This window comes from Aeromonas sp., from assembly GCF_051657805.1.
Classification (GTDB): Bacteria; Pseudomonadota; Gammaproteobacteria; order Enterobacterales; family Aeromonadaceae; genus Aeromonas.
In genome coordinates, this window is record NZ_JBOFLJ010000019.1 from 317510 (window position 1) to 335894 (window position 18385).

21 protein-coding genes, 1 other RNA gene and 1 riboswitch are annotated in these 18385 nt (G+C 60.9%); of the genes, 4 read left to right on the plus strand and 18 right to left on the minus strand.

From position 1 onward, the window contains the following. Nucleotides 1-13: 13 nt before the first annotated feature. The 11 genes from lfiE to rsmI form a co-directional block, all read right to left on the minus strand. A complete protein-coding gene (gene lfiE, locus ACRCYW_RS07170; RefSeq protein ID WP_438549426.1) occupies nucleotides 14-340 on the minus strand; it encodes a lateral flagellar hook-basal body complex protein LfiE in 327 nt (108 codons plus the stop codon). 11 nt (nucleotides 341-351) lie between these two features. Further along, nucleotides 352-1614 (minus strand): lateral flagellar response regulator transcription factor LafK, encoded by a 1263-nt coding sequence (gene lafK / locus ACRCYW_RS07175; protein WP_438549461.1) that lies wholly within the window; start codon nucleotides 1612-1614, stop codon nucleotides 352-354. Nucleotides 1615-1867: 253 nt separating this feature from the next. Then, nucleotides 1868-1955, minus strand: a riboswitch (cyclic di-GMP riboswitch). 194 nt (nucleotides 1956-2149) lie between these two features. Beyond that, entirely contained in the window at nucleotides 2150-4225 is a 2076-nt protein-coding gene (lfhA, locus tag ACRCYW_RS07180) for a lateral flagellar biosynthesis protein LfhA (protein WP_438549427.1), read from the minus strand. 3 nt (nucleotides 4226-4228) lie between these two features. Next, nucleotides 4229-5365 carry a flagellar biosynthesis protein FlhB gene (gene flhB, locus ACRCYW_RS07185; RefSeq protein ID WP_438549428.1) on the minus strand — a complete coding sequence of 379 codons (1137 nt, stop codon included), beginning with the start codon at nucleotides 5363-5365 and terminating at the stop codon, nucleotides 4229-4231. Then, nucleotides 5362-6144, minus strand: coding sequence for a lateral flagellar biosynthetic protein LfiR (gene lfiR, locus ACRCYW_RS07190; protein WP_438549429.1), 783 nt, complete (start codon nucleotides 6142-6144; stop codon nucleotides 5362-5364). The genes flhB and lfiR overlap by 4 nt, the downstream gene beginning before the upstream one ends. Next, nucleotides 6141-6410, minus strand: a complete 270-nt coding sequence (gene fliQ / locus ACRCYW_RS07195) for a flagellar biosynthesis protein FliQ (RefSeq protein ID WP_438549430.1) — start codon at nucleotides 6408-6410, stop codon at nucleotides 6141-6143. The genes lfiR and fliQ overlap by 4 nt, the downstream gene beginning before the upstream one ends. Before the next feature lies 1 nt (nucleotide 6411). Continuing rightward, nucleotides 6412-7146: a flagellar type III secretion system pore protein FliP gene (fliP, locus tag ACRCYW_RS07200; RefSeq protein WP_438549431.1), complete on the minus strand. Its 735-nt coding sequence runs from the start codon at nucleotides 7144-7146 to the stop codon at nucleotides 6412-6414. Continuing rightward, nucleotides 7146-7523 carry a lateral flagellar motor switch protein LfiN gene (gene lfiN / locus ACRCYW_RS07205; RefSeq protein ID WP_438549432.1) on the minus strand — a complete coding sequence of 126 codons (378 nt, stop codon included), beginning with the start codon at nucleotides 7521-7523 and terminating at the stop codon, nucleotides 7146-7148. Before lfiN ends, fliP begins: the two co-directional genes overlap by 1 nt. 7 nt (nucleotides 7524-7530) lie before the next feature. After that, nucleotides 7531-8388 (minus strand): lateral flagellar motor switch protein LfiM, encoded by an 858-nt coding sequence (lfiM, locus tag ACRCYW_RS07210; RefSeq protein WP_438549433.1) that lies wholly within the window; start codon nucleotides 8386-8388, stop codon nucleotides 7531-7533. Nucleotides 8389-8632: 244 nt separating this feature from the next. Further along, an RNA gene (gene rnpB / locus ACRCYW_RS07215) (RNase P RNA component class A) lies at nucleotides 8633-9018 on the minus strand. Between the two features lie 130 nt (nucleotides 9019-9148). Further along, nucleotides 9149-9982 (minus strand): 16S rRNA (cytidine(1402)-2'-O)-methyltransferase, encoded by an 834-nt coding sequence (gene rsmI, locus ACRCYW_RS07220; protein WP_438549434.1) that lies wholly within the window; start codon nucleotides 9980-9982, stop codon nucleotides 9149-9151. Nucleotides 9983-10061: 79 nt separating this feature from the next. Between rsmI and ACRCYW_RS07225 the strand changes: the two genes are divergently transcribed. Genes ACRCYW_RS07225 through dolP form a run of 4 tightly spaced genes read left to right on the plus strand, consistent with a single transcriptional unit; the run spans nucleotide 10062 to nucleotide 13465 of the window. After that, nucleotides 10062-11969, plus strand: coding sequence for a penicillin-binding protein activator (locus ACRCYW_RS07225; protein WP_438549435.1), 1908 nt, complete (start codon nucleotides 10062-10064; stop codon nucleotides 11967-11969). After that, nucleotides 11890-12282 (plus strand): YraN family protein, encoded by a 393-nt coding sequence (locus ACRCYW_RS07230; protein WP_438549436.1) that lies wholly within the window; start codon nucleotides 11890-11892, stop codon nucleotides 12280-12282. The genes ACRCYW_RS07225 and ACRCYW_RS07230 overlap by 80 nt, the downstream gene beginning before the upstream one ends. Before the next feature lie 9 nt (nucleotides 12283-12291). Beyond that, on the plus strand, nucleotides 12292-12882 hold the full coding sequence (locus tag ACRCYW_RS07235; RefSeq protein WP_438549437.1) for a D-sedoheptulose-7-phosphate isomerase: 591 nt from the start codon (nucleotides 12292-12294) through the stop codon (nucleotides 12880-12882). 4 nt (nucleotides 12883-12886) lie between these two features. Next, entirely contained in the window at nucleotides 12887-13465 is a 579-nt protein-coding gene (dolP, locus tag ACRCYW_RS07240) for a division/outer membrane stress-associated lipid-binding lipoprotein (RefSeq protein ID WP_438549438.1), read from the plus strand. A gap of 51 nt (nucleotides 13466-13516) precedes the next feature. Here the strand turns inward: dolP and ACRCYW_RS07245 are convergent, their stop codons facing one another. From ACRCYW_RS07245 to rplM, 7 genes are all read right to left on the minus strand, one after another. Next, on the minus strand, nucleotides 13517-13942 hold the full coding sequence (locus tag ACRCYW_RS07245; protein ID WP_438549439.1) for a ClpXP protease specificity-enhancing factor: 426 nt from the start codon (nucleotides 13940-13942) through the stop codon (nucleotides 13517-13519). Further along, entirely contained in the window at nucleotides 13939-14568 is a 630-nt protein-coding gene (gene sspA, locus ACRCYW_RS07250) for a stringent starvation protein SspA (RefSeq protein ID WP_438549440.1), read from the minus strand. The genes ACRCYW_RS07245 and sspA overlap by 4 nt, the downstream gene beginning before the upstream one ends. Before the next feature lie 87 nt (nucleotides 14569-14655). Continuing rightward, complete coding sequence (locus ACRCYW_RS07255) at nucleotides 14656-15390, minus strand: cytochrome c1 (RefSeq protein WP_438549441.1); 735 nt, start codon at nucleotides 15388-15390, stop codon at nucleotides 14656-14658. Further along, entirely contained in the window at nucleotides 15387-16604 is a 1218-nt protein-coding gene (locus tag ACRCYW_RS07260) for a cytochrome b (RefSeq protein WP_438549442.1), read from the minus strand. Before ACRCYW_RS07260 ends, ACRCYW_RS07255 begins: the two co-directional genes overlap by 4 nt. Before the next feature lie 2 nt (nucleotides 16605-16606). Then, entirely contained in the window at nucleotides 16607-17197 is a 591-nt protein-coding gene (gene petA, locus ACRCYW_RS07265; protein ID WP_438549443.1) for a ubiquinol-cytochrome c reductase iron-sulfur subunit, read from the minus strand. Nucleotides 17198-17496: 299 nt separating this feature from the next. Beyond that, nucleotides 17497-17889 (minus strand): 30S ribosomal protein S9, encoded by a 393-nt coding sequence (rpsI, locus tag ACRCYW_RS07270; protein ID WP_005336286.1) that lies wholly within the window; start codon nucleotides 17887-17889, stop codon nucleotides 17497-17499. Nucleotides 17890-17903: 14 nt separating this feature from the next. Further along, nucleotides 17904-18332, minus strand: coding sequence for a 50S ribosomal protein L13 (gene rplM, locus ACRCYW_RS07275; RefSeq protein ID WP_005305895.1), 429 nt, complete (start codon nucleotides 18330-18332; stop codon nucleotides 17904-17906). Between the last annotated feature and the right edge of the window lie 53 nt (nucleotides 18333-18385).

Consider the following 18385-nt stretch of genomic DNA (forward strand, 5'->3'; position numbering starts at 1 on the left):
GTCATCACCAACCTCAGAGCGGCATGCGCATGATGTCATCGAAGCCGGTCATCAGCTTGTTGCGCACCTGCATCAGGGCGGAAAAGCTGAGACCGGCCTTCTGGCTGGCCACCATGGCCCCCACCAGATCGTCGCTCTGACCCGCATCGACTGCGGTCATGAGCCTGGACGCTATATTCTGCTGTTCGTTCACCCGCCCGACGACATCTTTCATGGCATCGCTGAACGAGACAGTCGATGCCTCGTTTGGTTCGATGGAAGGAGCTTGGTTGGCGACTCGCTGCATTTCCTGCATCTGCTGCAGGAGTGTCACCTGTGATGACATCATCTCAATCTTCACTCGGTTATCCCTTAGTTCTGAATCTGCTGCTCGACATCGATGCCTTGCTCACGCATGGCCGCCAGCTTGTATCTAAGTGCCCGGGTCGTCATCCCGAGGGCTTCCGCCGTCCGGGTGCGGTGACCACGAAAACGGCGCAACGTCTCCAGGACGAATTGAAATTCCGCATGCCGCTTGGTCTCGCTGAGCCCCTCGGGGGCCGCGAGGGCCTGCGACAACGGGTTGTCGGCCTCCGCTGCGTAATGGGGCAGCATCAAATCGACGGCCTGAATATGCAATCCGCGAGCCATAATTAAGGCCCGCTGGATGACGTTATCCAGTTCACGGACATTGCCTGGCCAGTCGTAGGAGAGCAGCTGCCTGCTGGCCCCCTCGCTCAGCCGATAACCCTGCTGGGAGGCGTAGCGTTCGATGAAGTGGCCGGCCAGGGGCAGGATGTCGTCGGGCCGCTCCCGCAGGGCGGGCCAGTTCATGGGCAGCACATCGAGCCGATAGAACAGGTCTTCGCGAAATTCCCCCTGTGCCACCAGCGTCCTCAGATCCCGGTTGCTGGCGGCGATGATCCGCACATCCAGCGGGATCACCTGATGGCTGCCGAGTCGCTCCACCTCTTTCTCCTGCAATACCCGCAGCAGCTTGGCCTGCAGCGCCAGGGGCAACTCTGAGATCTCGTCGAGCAGCAGGGTGCCCCCCTGGGCCAGCTCGAACTTGCCCTGCTGGCTGGCGGTGGCGCCGGTGAAGGCCCCCTTGCTGTGACCGAACAGGATGGACTCGAGCATGGCCTCGGGGATGGCGGCGCAGTTGATGGCCACGAAGGGTTTGTTCGCCCGGTTGGACATGTCGTGGATGTAGCGGGCCAGCCGCTCCTTGCCCGTCCCCGACTCACCCCCGATGAGGATGGTGGCCGAGGTCTTGGCGGCGCGCCTGGCGAGTTGCAGCACCTGCAGGCTCAGGGCAGAGGTCGCGACCAGGTTGGGAATGGCCTGGCGCACTCGCAAGGCCCCCCTCACCACATCGAGGATCTGGCGCTGGCTGAAGGGTTTGATGATGTAGTCGATGGCGCCGGCCCGCATGGCTTCCGCCGCCAGGTAGGCCTGATCCTCATTGACCAGGATGACGCAGTCGGCCCCCGTCAGCTCATGCACCCTGGAAGGGCCGGCTTCGGTCATGACCGCCATGTCGAGCAGGATGAGATCCACCGAATGGCAGGAGAGGAATTGCTTGGCCCGGGAGATGGAATCCTGGCAGGAAACCCGGTAGCCGGAATTCAACAACATCTCCCCAATATCGTTTCCATTTGATAACGATGAGGAGACAAATAATAAATGTGCGTGCGATTCAACACCGACGGGTATTGAATTTTCCTTGATAGATAAATCAGAAAACATATTAACCCGAACCTGTGATTGCACATGAATCAATCAACAGAACTGACCGTGACAAATAAAAACGCACCACGACAGGAATAACGCTTCTTAATTGAGCGTTTACCTTATAGCGGTATGAAAACAAGGCGAGAATCATGGCCTTGGTAACCCCGCTATCGTTAGCATCAATGCTGTTAGACCGGAGGCTTTGCGTCCTGACTTTTCAGTTCAGTTTGCCTTTATCATGCGACGACCCGTATTAGGATGGCATGGCTTTGTTATCCTTAAAGCCATGAGATACACCTGATTGTTTGTATTTTGTTATTTATTCCAGTGTGCATCACGTCAAAAGCCGTCACATCATAACGGCTTTATATGACAATTCAAGTAGATATGCGGAATAACCACTTCCTGATCAAGATGTTGACATGGCAATTCAACTTCAGCCGAGGGTGCCAATTACCTCCACCCGCAAGTCTTCCGGGATCTCGTTATAAGAGAGCACTTTGAGACCTTTTGAGAAGGAGCGGGCATAGCGGGCGATCAGGGGTCTGAGCTGGGGCATGACCACCAGCACGGGGGCATAGCCCTGCTGCTGCAACTGCTCCTTCACCAGCGGCATGTTCTGCTGCAACTGGGCCAGCAGTTGGGGATCCACCGGGAAGCTGTCCAGCTGGATCTTGCCCTGCTGTTGGGACTGGTTCATGGCGCTCAGCAGCGTCTGCTCCAGCCTGTCATCCAGGGTGAAGGCCGCCAGGATGTCCCTAGAGCCGATGGCCTGCCTGACGATCTGCCGCCTCAGGGCGCAGCGCACGTCCGAGGCCAGCAGGACGGGATCCTTGGTCAGCTCGCTCGCATCCAGCAAAGTGGTGGCTATGGTGCGGATGTCGGTGAGGCTGATCTGCTCCTTGAGCAGCTGGCGGAACACCCGCAACTGCTGCATCTGGGTCAGGGCCAGGTTGAGCTCCTCCGCCAGCCGGGGGGACTGGACCGCCAGGTACTGGCCCAGCTTGCCCACCTCGTCATGGCCGAACAGCACATCCAGCTGCTCCCTCAGCAGCTTGCTGGTATGGGTGGCGATGACGGTGGCGGAATCCACCACTGAATAACCCAGGTTCAGCGCCTTGGCCTTGTTGTCCGGGGAGATCCAGACCGCGTTCATGCCGTAGGCCGGATCCTGGGTCAGCTCGCCATCCAGGGCGCCATAGGTCTCCCCGCTGCTGATGGCCATCAGCCGCTGGCAATCCACGTTGCCCATGGCCAGGGCGATGCCGGAGAGCTTGATGCGATATTGGTCCGGCTGCAATTGCAGGTTGTCCCGCACCCGGATCTCGGGCAGCAGGAAGCCATATTGCTCGGAGAGGGTCTTGCGAATACCGCGCACCCGGGCCAGCAGCTCGGCCCCCTTGTCCACCTCCGCCAGGGGCACCAGCCGATAGCCGAGCTCGATGGCGACCGTGTCCACGGGGGCGAGATCCTGCCAGTCCAGCCCCTGTGGCTCGGGCTGCACCATCTGCCGGGTCAGCTCCTCGGCCGCATCCAGCGACGGATCCTGGGCCCTGCGCTTGCTGACGCTCCAGCCGGTCCAGGCCAGTACGGCGGCGAAACTGAGGAAGGCCAGCATGGGCATGCCCGGCACCAGCCCCAGGATCAGCATGATGGTCGCCGCCGTGTAGATCACACGGGGCGAGGCCAGGATCTGCTGGCCGACCTGATCCGACATCTCCCCCTCGTCGCTGACCCGGGTCACTATGATGGCCGCGGCGGTGGACATCAGCAGGGAGGGGATCTGGGCGACCAGGCCATCACCTATGGTGAGCAGGGCATAGATGCGAAACGCATCGGAGACCGGCAGGGAGTGCTGGAAGATACCGATGGCCAGGCCACCCACCAGGTTGATGATGAGCACCAGCAGACCGGCGATGGCGTCGCCGCGCACGAACTTGGAAGCCCCGTCCATGGCCCCGTAGAAGTCGGCCTCCCGGGCTATCTCCTCCCGGCGGGTCTTGGCCTGATGCTGGTCCAGGATGCCGGCGTTGAGATCGGCATCGATGGCCATCTGCTTGCCCGGCATGGCGTCCAGGGTGAAGCGGGCGGAGACCTCGGAGATCCGCTCTCCCCCCTTGGTGATGACCACGAAGTTGATGATCATCAGGATCACGAACACCACCAGACCGACCACGTAGTTGCCGCCGATGACCACCTCACCGAAGGCCTGGATCACCTTGCCCGCGGCCTCGTGCCCCTCGTGGCCGTGCAGCAGCACGACCCGGGTAGAGGCGACGTTGAGGGACAGCCGCATCAGGGTCGCCACCAGCAACACGGTCGGGAACACGGAGAAGTCCAGCGGTCGGCGCGCCGAGACGGAGACCAGCAGCACCAGCACCGCCAGCACTATGTTGAAGGTGAACAGGGCATCCAGCAGCCAGCCCGGCAGAGGCAGGATCATCATCGCCAGTATGGCCAACAGCATCAGCGGGATAGCTGTATAGGATTGGGTCAATACACGCCAGTTCACAACTTACCTCTCAGGTTGACGTAACTCGGGCGGCACATGCAGGGGAGCGAGGGGGTTGGGTTTCTCCCCCCTGCCTGCCTCATAGGCCCGTAGCTGCAATACGTGATTCAATACATAGGCGACCGCGGTATACAGGCCCGCCGGCACTTCCTGATCCACCCGGGTGGAGTGATAGATGGCCCGGGTCAGCTCGGGCAGGCTCATCACCATCTTGTCGTGCTGCTTCGCCACCTGGCGGATCCGCTCCGCCATGCTGTCGATGCCCTTGGCGATCACGAAGGGGGCGTTGGCCCGCTCGGGATCATACTTGATGGCCACCGCATAATGGGTCGGGTTGACGATGATCACATCCGCCTGAGGCACTCGCTGTTCGATGCGGGCCCGTGCCAGCATGCCCTGCACCTGGCGGATCTTCGCCTTGATCTCGGGGCGACCCTCGCTGTTCTTGTGCTCGTCCTTGACCTCCTGCTTGGTCATCTTCAACTGCTTGTTCAATGACCAGCGTTGATAGGGCACATCCAGCACGGCGATCAGCATCTGCACGCTGCCTAGCAAGATAAATGCCTGGGAGAGGATCCGCAGCGCCTGCTCCATGGCCGCCTGGGGGGGCATGCGGTTCATCATCATCAGCAGGGGCCACTGGTGCTGCAGCATCAGGGCGAGCGTGCCCCCTATCAGCAGCACCTTGAGCAGGGACTTGAGCAGCTCCATCAGGCTGTGGGAGGAGAACATTCGCTTGAGCCCCTTGAGCGGGTTGATCTTCTCTCCGCTCGGCATCAGCTTCTTCCAGGTCAGCACCATGCCCCCCGGCACTATGCTGAGCAGCACCAGCAGCAGAGCCAGCAGGCCAAACAGCGGCAGCAGCACCCACAACATGCCGATCAGCGCGTCCGCGGTCCACTGGACCATCATCTGGGGATCCCGCGCCCCTTGCCAGTTGAAACGCTGGGGCTGCTTCATCAGCTCGGCGAAGAACAGGCCGAAGCTCGGCACCATCCACTGCATGGCCAAGCCGCCGAGCAGCAGCAAACCGGCGGAGCTCAGCTCCTTGGAGCGCGCTATCTGCCCCTCTTCCCTCGCCTTGCGCCGTTTCTGGGAGGAGGCCTCTTCGGTCTTGTCCTGGGCGCTGTTCTGGCTCATGGGGGCGTCAGGGCCCTGAGCTGGGCCAGCACATGGCCGACCAGATCCAGATAGCGGGCCGGCACACCGCTGATGGAGATGGCCATGGTCAACAGCCCCAGCAACAGCGTCATGGGGAAGCCCAGGGAGAAGATATTCAGTGAGGGTGCCGTGCGGTTGAGCACCCCGAAGGTGAGGTTGACCATCAACATGGCCACCACGGCGGGCAGGGTCAGGATCAGGGACGCACCTATGCTCCAGCCGAACAGGCCGATGACCCCCTTCACATCAAGGGAGTAGACGGACGATCCCGGCGGCCAGCTGCGCATGCTCTGCACCAGCACATCCAGGGTCACCAGATGGCCGTTGAGCCCGAGGAACAGCAGGGAGCAGAAGATCAGCATGATCTGGCTGACGATGGGGGCCGTGTCCCCGTTGGAGGGGTCATTCATCACCGCCATCGCCAGGCCCATCTGCATGGAGAGGATCTGGCCGGCCATGGTCATCACCATGAACAGCATCTGGACGCAGAGCCCGAACAAGAGCCCGAACAGCAGTTGCTCCAGGGTCAGCACCAGGGCCCCGACGCTGAAAGGGTCGAGCAGCGGCATGCCTTTCAGCATGGGGGCGATGAGCAGGCTGATGACGAAGGCCAGCAGCAGGCGAACCTGGGCCGGGATGCGGCCATCACCAAACACCGGCATCACCCAGAAGGCCGCCGCGATGCGCACGAAGGGCCACCACCACTGGCCCAGCCAGGCGGTCAGCTCGGCCGTGCTGAGCGACAGCAGGGAGTTCATCCGATGAGCCCGGGGATCTTCTGGAACAGGTCGGCAAACAGGGTGGTGATCTGCGACAGCAGCCAGTTACCCGTGAAGATGAGTGTCAGCAGGGTGACGATGAAGCGGGGCAGGAAGCTGAGGGTCTGCTCCTGGATCTGGGTCGCGGCCTGGAAGATGCTGACCACCAGGCCGACGATGAGACCGGGCACGATCAGCACCGAGACCATGATGACCACCAGGTTCACGGCCCCCCCGACCAGGGCCACGCTCTGTTCCGGGCTCATGTCAGCCTCCGCCGCCGAAACTGGCGGCCAGGGTGCCGACCGTCATGGACCAGCCGTCCACCAGCACGAACACCATCAGCTTGAAGGGCAGCGAGATGATCAGCGGCGACAGCATCATCATCCCCATCGCCATCAGCACGCTGGCCACCACCAGATCGATCACCAGGAAGGGGATGAACAGCATGAAACCTATCTGGAAGGCGGTGTTCAGCTCGCTCAGCACGAAGGCGGGCAGCAGCACGCCGAAAGGCACCTCGCTCTTGGCGAGCGTGGTGGATTCCCCCGAGATGCGCAGCATCTGCTCCAGATCCGGTTCCCGGGTCTGGGCCAGCATGAACTGGCGCAGGGGTTTCTCGGCGCGGGCCAACCCCTCCGTCAGGGTGATCTCGTTCTGGTCATAGGGCACGAAGGCATGCTGGTACATCTCGGTCCAGACCGGGCGCATGATGGCCAGGGTCAGCAGCAGGCTGATGCCGATCAGCACCCGGTTCGGCGGGCTCTGCTGCAACCCCAGGGCCTGGCGCAGAATCGCCAGCACTATGATGATCCGGGTGAAGCTGGTCATCATCAGCAGCAGGGTCGGCAACAGACCCAGCAGGGTCATGAAGAACAGGATCTGCAGCTTGATGCTGTAATCCTCGCCCCCGGCCGCGCTCGGGGAGACAGAGAACAGCGTCATGTCTGCGCCCCAGCCAGGCAGAGAGCACAGCAGCAGGGCAACCGGCAGGAAACGCATCAGTCGTTCATACCACCGAGCAGCTTGGTATCCACCACATCCACCAGGCGCAGGCCATATTTGCCGTTGACCACCACCACCTCGCCCCTTGCCAGCAGGCGGCCATTGACGCGCACATCCAGGGGTTCTCCCGCCAGTTTGTCCAGCTCGATGACGGCCCCCTCCTCCACCCGCATCAACTCGCCGAGGGAGACTTCGGTGCTGGCCACTTCCAGGGTCACCTTGACCGGGATCTGATGGAAGAAGGAGAGATCGCGCTGCTTGGTGCTGCTGGTGGGCGCCATGTAGTCGGCGGCACTCGGCATGCTGATGTCGTCACCAAACAGTTGGTCCAGCCCATCCAGGTCCAGCGGGTCATTCATATTGTGCTCGTTCATGCTTCGACTACTCCTCTACCACGGTTGCAACCTGGTACACCAGGCTGCCTTTATGTTCAGCGATGCGTCCGTTAAAACAGGGGCGGTTGCCGATCAGCGCCGGCACCACCTCGGGCAAATCCAGCGAGAGCACATCCCCCACCTTGAGGCACTCCAGATCCGCCAGCGTCATGGACATCTGTCCCATCACGACCCGCAGGCTAACCGGCACCTGTGTCAGCACCTGCTCCAGCTGGCCCTCTGGCACCTGGCGGGAGGATCCTATGCTGACGGCCTCCTCGGGAGGCGCCAGCCAGACTTGCCACTCATGGGTGCTGCCACCCGCCACCAGCCGGGCCTGTGCCGCCCAGAGCCGGGTGGCAGGCAGGGTGTCACGGGTGGTGATCGCCAGCTGCCAGGCGAGATCCCCCTGACCCTGGCAGGCCGACCAGATGTCCACCTGGTATTGGCACAGCCGCAGCAGCAGGCGCTGCTCGGTGTCCGTCAGCCCCTTGCCATGGTTGCTGGCTGCATCCTTGTGTTGCAGGGATCCGCCGAAGAAGAGCACGGCGAGGCGGTAGATCACCGAGGGGGCGATGGAGAAATAGGCAACGCGCTGCGGGTCTATGGGGGTGCGGGCCTCGACCCAGATCAGGTGATCGTCCTGCTCCTGGGGATGGGAGGAGGCGAAGTCCTGGTAATTCAGGTCGCAATCCGCCGCGTTGAACAGCTGGGCCATGCAGCCCGACGCCTGCAGCGAGAAGGCACCCAGCTGGGCATTCAGTTGTTTGAGCCGAACCTGATTGGCTCTGTCGACACCCAGAAGATCATAATGGGGAAGGGCCCTGCCCCGCTCGGCGGACAGCAGCCGAGAAGGTGTGAGCATTACGCCGCTTGATGACATTACAAAACCACCTTAGCCATTTTCATCTCGCCCTACTGCCATAGAGACACTCATCAGGCCAGCCGCGTGATCGATACAAATAGTCCAGCCGACACAGAGCGACCGAAATGGGCGAGAACTTTATTACAAAACCCCAAAAGGCGCCATGCGCCATCCAGCAGGCTGAAAATAAAAATCCCGGCCCCTGTTAAGGGCCGGGATTTTAAGGTAATCGCTTACCTGAATAGGTCGGAGTCGGCCTGTAAGCCGGGTTCTGTTCCGGGTTGCCCCGGTAGCAATCATTCCTCTAGGCCAGCAATCGCTCGCTGGCTCAAGCAACCTACCCGCCCCCAACGCGGGCCGCGCCAATAGGGGCCTATTTGGTCTTGCTTCGGGTGGAGTTTACCGTGCCACGAACTGTTGCCAGTCGCGCGGTGCGCTCTTACCGCACCCTTTCACCCTTACCTGATCCCTTGCGGGCCATCGGCGGTTTGCTCTCTGTTGCACTGGTCGTAGGCTCACGCCCCCCAGGCGTTACCTGGCACCCTGCCCTATGAAGCCCGGACTTTCCTCCCCTCCGCCCGTCTGTCCCGAGGGACACAACGACGAAGCAGCGATTGCCCAGCCAACTCCGGGCGCGGATTATAGCCTTGTCCATCGTCCCGGGTAAACCTGCAATTGCGCTTTATGCCGATCCAACGCGGTCCAATGATGCGCGAGACTGCATTTACCGCGCGCATTCAGTGGCAGCATCAACCTTGGCTCAATAGTGTTCCAGACCGTACTTGTAGAGCGCGTTCTTCTTTACACCGTGGATCTCGGCGGTGAGCGCGGCGGCCTTCTTCAGCGGCAACTCGGCCACCAGCAGCCCCAGGGTGCGGATCGCCTCCGCAGGCAGCTCCTCATCCAGCTTGCTGGCACCGGCCACCACTAGCACGATTTCGCCGCGGCAGCGGTTCTCATCCTCGCCGAGCCAGACCAGCATCTCGGAGGCAGGCAGACCATGGATGGACTCGAACGTCTTGGTCAACTCGCGGCACACCACCACCTGACGCTCCCCCAGGATGCGGGCGATGGCCTCTACAGTCTCCTGCACCCGGCGCGGGGACTCGTAGAACACCAGGGAACGGGTGTCTTCGATGACCGCCTGCAGCCTGTCGTCTCGCCCCTTGGCCTTGGCCGGCAGGAAGCCCTCGAAGGCGAAGCGGTCGGTGGGCAGACCGGCGGCAGAGAGCGCCGTGATGGCGGCGCAAGGCCCCGGCAGCGGCACCACCTTGACCCCGGCCTCGCGACAGCGGGTGACCAAGTGATAACCGGGGTCGCTGATGAGGGGGGTGCCGGCATCGGAGACCAAGGCCACGCTCTTGCCCTCCTTGATGCGGCCGATGAGCACGTCGGCTTTTTGCTGCTCGTTGTGGTCATGCAGGGCGAAGGTCGGCACCGAGATCTGGTAGTGACCGAGCAGGATGCCGGTGTGACGGGTATCCTCGGCGGCCACCAGATCGACACTGCGTAGAATGTCCAATGCACGCTGGGTGATATCCGCCAGATTGCCGATCGGGGTGGGGACTATATACAGGGTTGGGATGTCACTCATGGGATCTCCGAGCGTCCCGACAATTGTGTCGCCATATTGGCCCGTTTACACTATGGAGAACTTCAACACTGGTCGGGGAATGAACTTGAACCGGGTTACAAAGCAGCTAAGTGTATCACGACTCTTCGGCATCCTACTCGCGGCGCTCTTGCTCGCCGCCTGTGCGTCGGAGCCTAATCCATCCGCCGGCCAGCCCGGCATGCCGTCGGCCTTCTCGGATCTCACCAAGAATGCCCAGTGGTATCTGGAGCAGGTGGATCCCGCCAAGCCGGCCGAGGCCTTCACCTGGCAGGTGATGGCGGCCCGCAGCTACCTGGCCCTCGGCCAGGCCAAGCCCGCTTCGGCGCTCTACCAGCAACTGCAAAAACAGGCCCAGAGCGAGGAGCAGAAGGCCCAGTTGCAACTGTTGCAGGCCCATCTGCTCCTGGCCCAGGGCAATGCCAACCAGGCGCTGATCCTGCTGGAGGGCAAACCGGAGGTGGCGCTGGATGCGGATACCCAGAAGGACTGGTATCGCCAGCGAGTGGTGCTGCAGCTCGACATCAACAACAAGTTCGGTGCCGCCAAGTCATTGATCCTGCTGGAACCCTATCTCGCCAAGAATGAGCTTTCCACCAATCACCAGCAGATCTGGTCCCTGCTGAAAAGCATGACCCCCTCCACCCTGCAGGCCCTGGAGGAGGCGCCGGCCCCCGACGTGACCACAGGCTGGCTGCGACTGGCTGCCCTGGTGAACGAGTTCGGCGCCCAGCCCAGCCAGCTCTCCCGCCAACTGGCAGGCTGGAAGCAGAGCTTCCCGGATCACCCGGCCCAGAGCGACATGCCCGCCGGCCTCGGCGATCTCGCCACCACCAATGCGGGGACGCTGCAGCAGGTCGCCGTCTTCCTGCCGCTCTCCGGCAACCTGGAAGCCCAGGGCGCCGCCATTCGCAACGGCATGCTGATGTCCTACAAGGAGAATCAGGGTCAGTTCACCCTGAACTTCTACGACACCCAAGGCAAGGCGATGGGGGCTCTCTACAAGCAGGCGATCCAGGAAGGGGCGAACATGATCATCGGCCCCCTGCTCAAGGACAGAGTCGAGGAGCTACTCAAGGCCAATCCGACCGTGCCGGTGCTGGCGCTGAACGAGCTGGACAAGCCCATCATCAATGACAACACCTACTACTTCTCCCTCTCCGCCGCCGCCGATGCGGGCCAGGCCGCCCAGTACCTCTATGGTCAGGGTTATCGCAAGCCCCTGCTGATCGCGGCCCAGGGCCGGATCGGTTACAGCAGCATCAAGGCATTCGAGCAGTCCTGGGCCGGTCTGAGCCAGGAGAAACCCGTGGTCGCCACCTTCGGGGCGCGCAACGAAGTGCAGGGCATGGTCAAGAACGCCCTGAGCGGCCGCTCCACCGCCCGCGCTGGCGAGATAGTCCAGCTGTCCGATACCGCGCCCCGCAGCATAGACGCCGTCTACGTGGTGGCCAACAGCCTGGAGACCCGGATGATCAAGCCCTACGTGGACATCTCGGTCAACCCCATGGGCAGCCTGCCCATCTACAGCAGCTCCCGTGGCTATGACAGCGGCACGACCGAAGTAGCCTCCGAGCTCAACGGCATGCACATCTCCGACATGCCGCTGCTGCTGGGTGGCTACGAGAAGGAGCGGGAGCAGATCGCCGCGCTCTGGCCCCAGACCCAGGGTGACCTGCTGCGTCTGTTTGCCCTCGGTTATGATGCGGTCAGCCTGGCAGGCAACCTGCCACAGATGCGCAAGGTCAACGCCATGCAGCAGCCGGGCATGAGCGGTCAGCTGAGCGTGGATCCTCAGGGCAACATAGTGCGCATGCTGGACTGGGCCATCTACCAGAATGGCAAGCTGGTGAGCGACAGCGCCCTGCCCCAGATAGAAGGGAGCCCCCATGAAGGGTCTACTGGCACGAGTGAACCGGCAGTGGCAGAACCTGTTCCCGTCACCGACGAGCAAGGGACAGCACTTTGAGCAAGTAGCGGAACGCTGGTTGCAGGCCCAGGGCCTGCAACCCGTGACCCGCAACTATCGCTGCCGGGGGGGAGAGATCGATCTCGTCATGCGCCAGGGGGAGACCCTGGTGTTTGTCGAAGTCAGATATCGCGAGAGCGCCAGCCATGGCGGTGCCGCCAGCTCGGTCACCCGGCGCAAGCAGCACAAGATCCTGCTGGCCGCGCGCCACTATTTCAAGCAACATGCCATCAACGAGGCCAGCCAGGCCTGCCGATTCGATGTGATCGCGTTCGAGGGCGACCAGCCACACTGGATCCGGAACGCATTTTAAGAGGAACCCATGACTGATCCCATCAAAGAGAACTACACCGAGAGCATCCAGACCAAGATAGCCGCCGCCGAGGCGCTGCCGGAGGCTATCCATACCGCGGCCCAGATGCTGACCATCTGCCTGCTCAATGGCCACAAGGTGATGGCATGCGGCAACGGTCCTTCCGCCGCCCTGGCCCAGCTGTTCATCTCCGAGCTGGTCAACTGCTACGAGACCGAGCGTCCCTCCCTGCCCGGCATGGCCCTGACCCCGGACATGGCGACCATCAGCGCCATCGCCACCGACCACGGCTTCGAAGAGGTCTATTCCAAGCAGATCCGGGCCCTGGGTCAACCCGGGGACATCCTGGTGGTCATCACCACCACGGGCAACAGCCGCAGCCTGATCAAGGCGGCGGAAGCGGCCCTCTCCCGCGACATGACCATCATAGTGCTCGGTGGTGGCGACGGCGGCGAGATCGCCGGCCTGCTCGGCCCCAACGACGTCGAAATCCGGGTGCCATCGGCCCGCCGTCCCCGCATTCTGGAGGTGAACCTGTTGACCCTGCACTGCCTCTGTGATCTCATCGACCAGACGCTTTTCCCGCAACAGGAAGATTGAAACCATGAACAAGAAGATATGGGTCCTGGGCCTGCTGACTACCTCCCTGCTGCTGCAAGGCTGCGCCGCCGTCGTGGTGGGGGGCGCCGCCGGAGCCACCAAGGCCACCGGCGATCGCCGTACCCTGGGTGCCCAGTGGGACGATCAGACCATAGAACTGAAAGCGGCCAACCTGCTGGCAGACAACAAGCAGCTGAGTGCCGCCAGCAAGATCAGCGTCTACAGCAACAATGGCCGCGTGCTGTTGGTCGGCCAGACTCCGTCCGATGCCTACAAGCAGGAGGCGGGCAAGGTGGTGGCCCGCATCGAAGGGGTTCGCCACGTCTACAACGAGCTGCGCCTCGGCAAACCGGTGAGCATAGGTGTGCGCAGCAACGACACCTGGATCACCTCCAAGGTGAGGGCCGACATGCTGGGCACCAAGGGCTTTGACAGCACCAAGGTCAAGGTGGTGACCGAAAACAGCGAGGTCTTCCTCATCGGTCTGGTAACCCGTCAGGAGGGGGATCAGGCGGTGGAGATAGCCCGTCACGTCAGCGGCGTGAAGCAGGTGATCAAGGCCTTCGAGTTTGCCCAGAACTGATCACGGGCAGGTACGCGAGCATGAAAAAACGCAGCCAACTGGCTGCGTTTTTTATTTGATGACCTTCAGGGTCGGGCGACCACTGGGGCGTGGCGGCTCCGGCTCCGGTTCCACCGGTGCCTCTGCCTGCTCCAGCCAGAGATCATAACCCGGCTCGGGCGGGAACAGGGTACCCACGCCGTTCTCCCGGGCATGGATGGCCAGGATGGCCGCCATGGGGATGTAAACCTGCTGCGACACGCCGCCGAAACGGGCGCTGAAGCTGACGGCATCATTATCCATGTGGAATTGGCCCACGGCCCGTGGCGCTATGTTCAGGACGATCTGGCCATCCTGTACAAACTGCATCGGCACCATCACATGGGGAATGTTGGCATTGACCACCAGATGGGGGGTCAGATCGTTATCCAGCAGCCAGTCAAAGAATGCCCGCAACAGGTACGGGCGACTGGGAGTCATGGTGGGTTCCATACTCATATGCCGGCGCGGATCTCGCGCTCTGCCTCGGTCAGGGAGGCCTGGAAGGATTCACGCTCGAACAGGCGAACCATGTAGGCCTTCAGCTCTTTGGCACCACGACCGGTGAAGTCGATGCCAAGGCTCGGCAGACGCCACAGCAGCGGAGCCATGTAGCAGTCCACCAGACCGAACTCTTCGCTCATGAAGTAGGGCATCTCGCCGAAGATCGGGGCGATGGCCAGCAGGTTGTCCCGCAGCTCGGCACGGGCGGCGTCGGCATCGGTGCCCGCCATGATCTTGTCGGCCAGGGAGTACCAGTCCAGCTCGATGCGGTGCATCATCAGACGGCTGTTGCCGCGAGCCACCGGATAGACAGGCATCAGGGGCGGGTGCGGGAAGCGCTCGTCCAGGTATTCCATGATGATGCGCGAGGTGTACAACGCCAGCTCGCGATCCACCAGGGTCGGCACACTGTTGTACGGGTTCAGCTCGGCCAGCTCATCCGGCAGGTTGCTCGGGTCAACCTGGCAGATATCCACGCTCACCCCCTTCTCCGCCAGGACAATGCGCACCTGATGGCTGAACATATCGTTGGCACCGGAAAACAGCGTCATTACCGAACGCTTATTGGCAGCTACAGCCATTGAACCCTCCCGTCATTAAAAAGCAGAAACGGCAATGAAGGTGTTTTATCTCCATTGCCGTGCGTCATATTACCCTGATCTGGTCGCTTAGTGAACGTCGCGCCAGAATTCCTTCTTCAACAGCACAGTGAAGATGAAGAAGATAGCGATGAAACCGAGTACCCAGAAGCCCATGCGTTCGCGCTCCTGCTGTACCGGCTCAGCCGAGTAGACCAAGAAGTTTACCAGATCCAGTACCGTCTGATCATATTCTTCGTTATTCATTTCACCGTTGCCGTCAGATTTGATGCTGACGACTTGCTGGACCTGCTGGCCATCCACCTCGTGGGTACCGAACTCGGCCCTGGGTGTCCCCTGCAGCGGCTCCAGCACATGGGGCATGCCCACGGACGGGAAGACCGCATTGTTCACCCCGAATGGACGGGTTTCATCCACGTAGAAGGAGCGCAGATAGGTGTAGATCCAGTCCGCACCGCGCACCCGGGCCACCAGGGTCAGATCCGGCGGTGGCGCCCCGAACCAGCGCGCAGCATCCTTCTCGGACATGGCGCTCTTCATCAGATCGCCGATCTTGGCGCCGGTGAAGACCAGGTTCTCCCGCATCAGGTCTTCCGGGATGCCGATGTCGGCAGCCACCCGGTTGTAACGCTGGTACTGGGTGGAGTGACAACCTGCGCAGTAGTTCATGAAGGTGGCGGCCCCACGCTGCAGGGACGCCTTGTCACTCAGGTTGTAATCGGCCTTGTCGAGCGGGAAACCGCTGCCGGCCGCCAGTGCCAGACTCGGCAACAGGGCCAGTACCGCGAAAATTATTCTTTTCATTTGAATGTCACCCTCTCCGGCAGCGGCTTGGTGCTCTCATTCTTGCTGTAGAAGAACAACAGGACGAAGAATCCGAAATAGCCCAGTGAACAGATCTGTGCGACCAGGGTCAGGGTCGGCGTCGACGGCAGTACGCCCAGCACCCCCAGGATGACGAAGCAGACCACGAACTGGACGATGTTCAGCTTGTGCAGCGTGCTGCGATAGCGCACCGAGCGCACCTTGCAGCGGTCCAGCCAGGGCAGCAGGAACAGCACGACGATGGACAGACCCATCATGATGACCCCCAGCAGCTTGTCCGGCACCGCCCGCAAGATGGCGTAGAAGGGGGTGAAGTACCATACCGGGGCTATGTGCTCCGGGGTCTTCAGACCGTTCGCCACCTCGAAGTTCGGCTTCTCGAGGAAGTAACCCCACATGTCCGGCTTGAAGAAGATGATGGCGCAGAACAGGAACAGGAAGCCTGCCACTCCTATCATGTCCTTCACGGTGAAGTAAGGGTGGAACGCCACCGCATCCAGCGGCCAGCCTTTCTCATCCTTGTGTTTCTTGATGTCGATGCCGTCCGGGTTGTTGGAACCCACTTCGTGCAACGCCAGGATATGCATGGCCACCAGCATCACCAGCACCAGCGGCAAGGCGATGACGTGCAGCGCGAAGAAGCGGTTCAGGGTAGCGCCCGAGATGACGTAGTCCCCCCGGATCCACAGGGTCAGATCGTCACCGATGACGGGGATGGCGCCAAACAGCGAGATGATGACCTGGGCCCCCCAGAACGACATCTGGCCCCAGGGCAGCAGGTAGCCCATGAAGGCTTCCGCCATCAGCACCAGGAAGATCAGCATGCCGAAGATCCACAGCAGCTCGCGTGGCTTCTGGTAGGAGCCATAGATCATGCCGCGGAACATGTGCAGATAGACCACCACGAAGAAGGCGGACGCGCCGGTGGAGTGCATGTAGCGCAGCAACCAGCCGTAGTCCACATCTCGCATGATGTACTCCACCGAGGCGAAGGCACCTTCGGCGGAAGGGTTGTAGTTCATGGTCAGCCAGATGCCCGTGATGATCTGGTTGACCAGCACTAGCATGGCGAGAGAGCCGAAGAAGTACCAGAAGTTCAGGTTCTTGGGCGCGGGGTACTTGGCCATGTGATCGTTGTACATGGCTGTGAGCGGGAAACGATCGTCGATCCAGCCCATGAGTTTGGTCAACATGATCAGGCCTCCTTGCCATCGGCGCCCACCAGGATGGTGGTGTCGCTGAGGAATTGATATGGCGGAATAACCAGGTTCAACGGCGCGGGAACGCCCTGGAATACCCGACCAGCCATGTCAAACTTGGAGCCATGACAGGGACAGAAGAAGCCGGAGGTCACCCCTTGCACCTGCTCGCCGAAACTGTCCGGCAGGTAAGAGGGGGAGCACCCCAGGTGGGTACAGATGCCGACGGCGACGAAGATCTCTGGCTTGATGGATCTGTAGCCGTTGTGGGCGTAGTCCGGTTGCTGTGGTTCATCGGAGGCAGGATCCCGCAGCTTGCCGTCGTGCGCCGCTAGGGCGTCCAGCGTCTGCTTGGTACGCTTCACCACCCAGACCGGCTTGCCACGCCACTCGACACGGATGAGCTGACCCGGTTCCAACTTACTGATATCGACTTCAACCGGAGCCCCCGCCGCTTTGGCTTTGGCACTCGGGTTCCATGATTTTATAAACGGCACTGCGGTAAAAGCAGCTCCTACACCGCCAACGGCAACCGTTGACCAGGTAAGAAATCTGCGGCGGCCGGTATCAACTGGCGCATTGCTCATCCAAAAACTCTCCCATGTGGACTCCGCTCATTCTTATTAGTGTCCCGTTTCCCTTTCGACTCCCCCCATGACAACTGCGGCGGAAGCGGAGTGGCAATTGACACAGAAAGACAAGGGAATTTTAAAGAAAAGATAACAACCTGACAAGAAAGAGAGTCGATGGGTGAAAACAATAAATACACATTTTTTTGTCTTTTGTGACGTATGGTTAGCAATGGCGGATGGAATATTACCAATAAAAAAAGCCTGGCGATTGCCAGGCTTTTTTGACACTCGTGAGAGTGCGTACCAAAAGCGAATTAACGCTTGGAGTACTGCGGACGCTTACGCGCTTTATGCAGACCGACTTTCTTACGCTCAACCTTACGGGCATCGCGAGTAACAAAGCCTGCTTTACGCAGTTCGGAACGCAGGGTCTCGTCGTACTGCATCAGAGCACGAGTGATACCGTGGCGGATCGCACCAGCTTGACCGGAGATGCCACCACCGTTAACGGTGATGTACAGATCCAGTTTCTCGGTCATCTCAACCAGCTCCAGCGGCTGACGAACTACCATGCGGGCAGTCGGACGGCCGAAGTATTGCTCCAGGGAGCGCTGGTTGATTACGATTTTACCGCTACCCGCTTTGATGAAGACGCGAGCAGTGGAGCTTTTGCGACGGCCGGTACCGTAGTATTGATTTTCTGCCATGTTGCCAGTTCCCGTTAGATATCCAGTACTTGAGGTTGCTGAGCAGCATGAGCGTGCTCTGCGCCTGCGTAAACTTTCAGCTTACGGAACATGGCACGACCCAGCGGGCCCTTCGGCAGCATGCCCTTGACGGCAGCTTCGATTACCATTTCCGGTTTACGCTGAATCAGCTTGTCGAAGCTGATGGACTTGATACCACCCGGGAAACCGGAGTGAGCGTGGTACATTTTGTCGGTAGATTTCTTACCGGTTACGTGTACCTTCTCGGCGTTTACAACGATGATGTAATCACCGGTGTCAACGTGCGGAGTGTATTCCGCTTTGTGCTTACCGCGCAGACGAGCAGCGATCTCGGTGGCGATACGACCCAGAGTTTTACCTTCTGCGTCCACAATGTACCAGTCACGTTTTACGGTTTCTGGCTTGGCAACGAAAGTTTTCATTAAGTTAAACCCAATTACCTGTTACAGACCCAATTGCTTATGGGGGCTCTCCC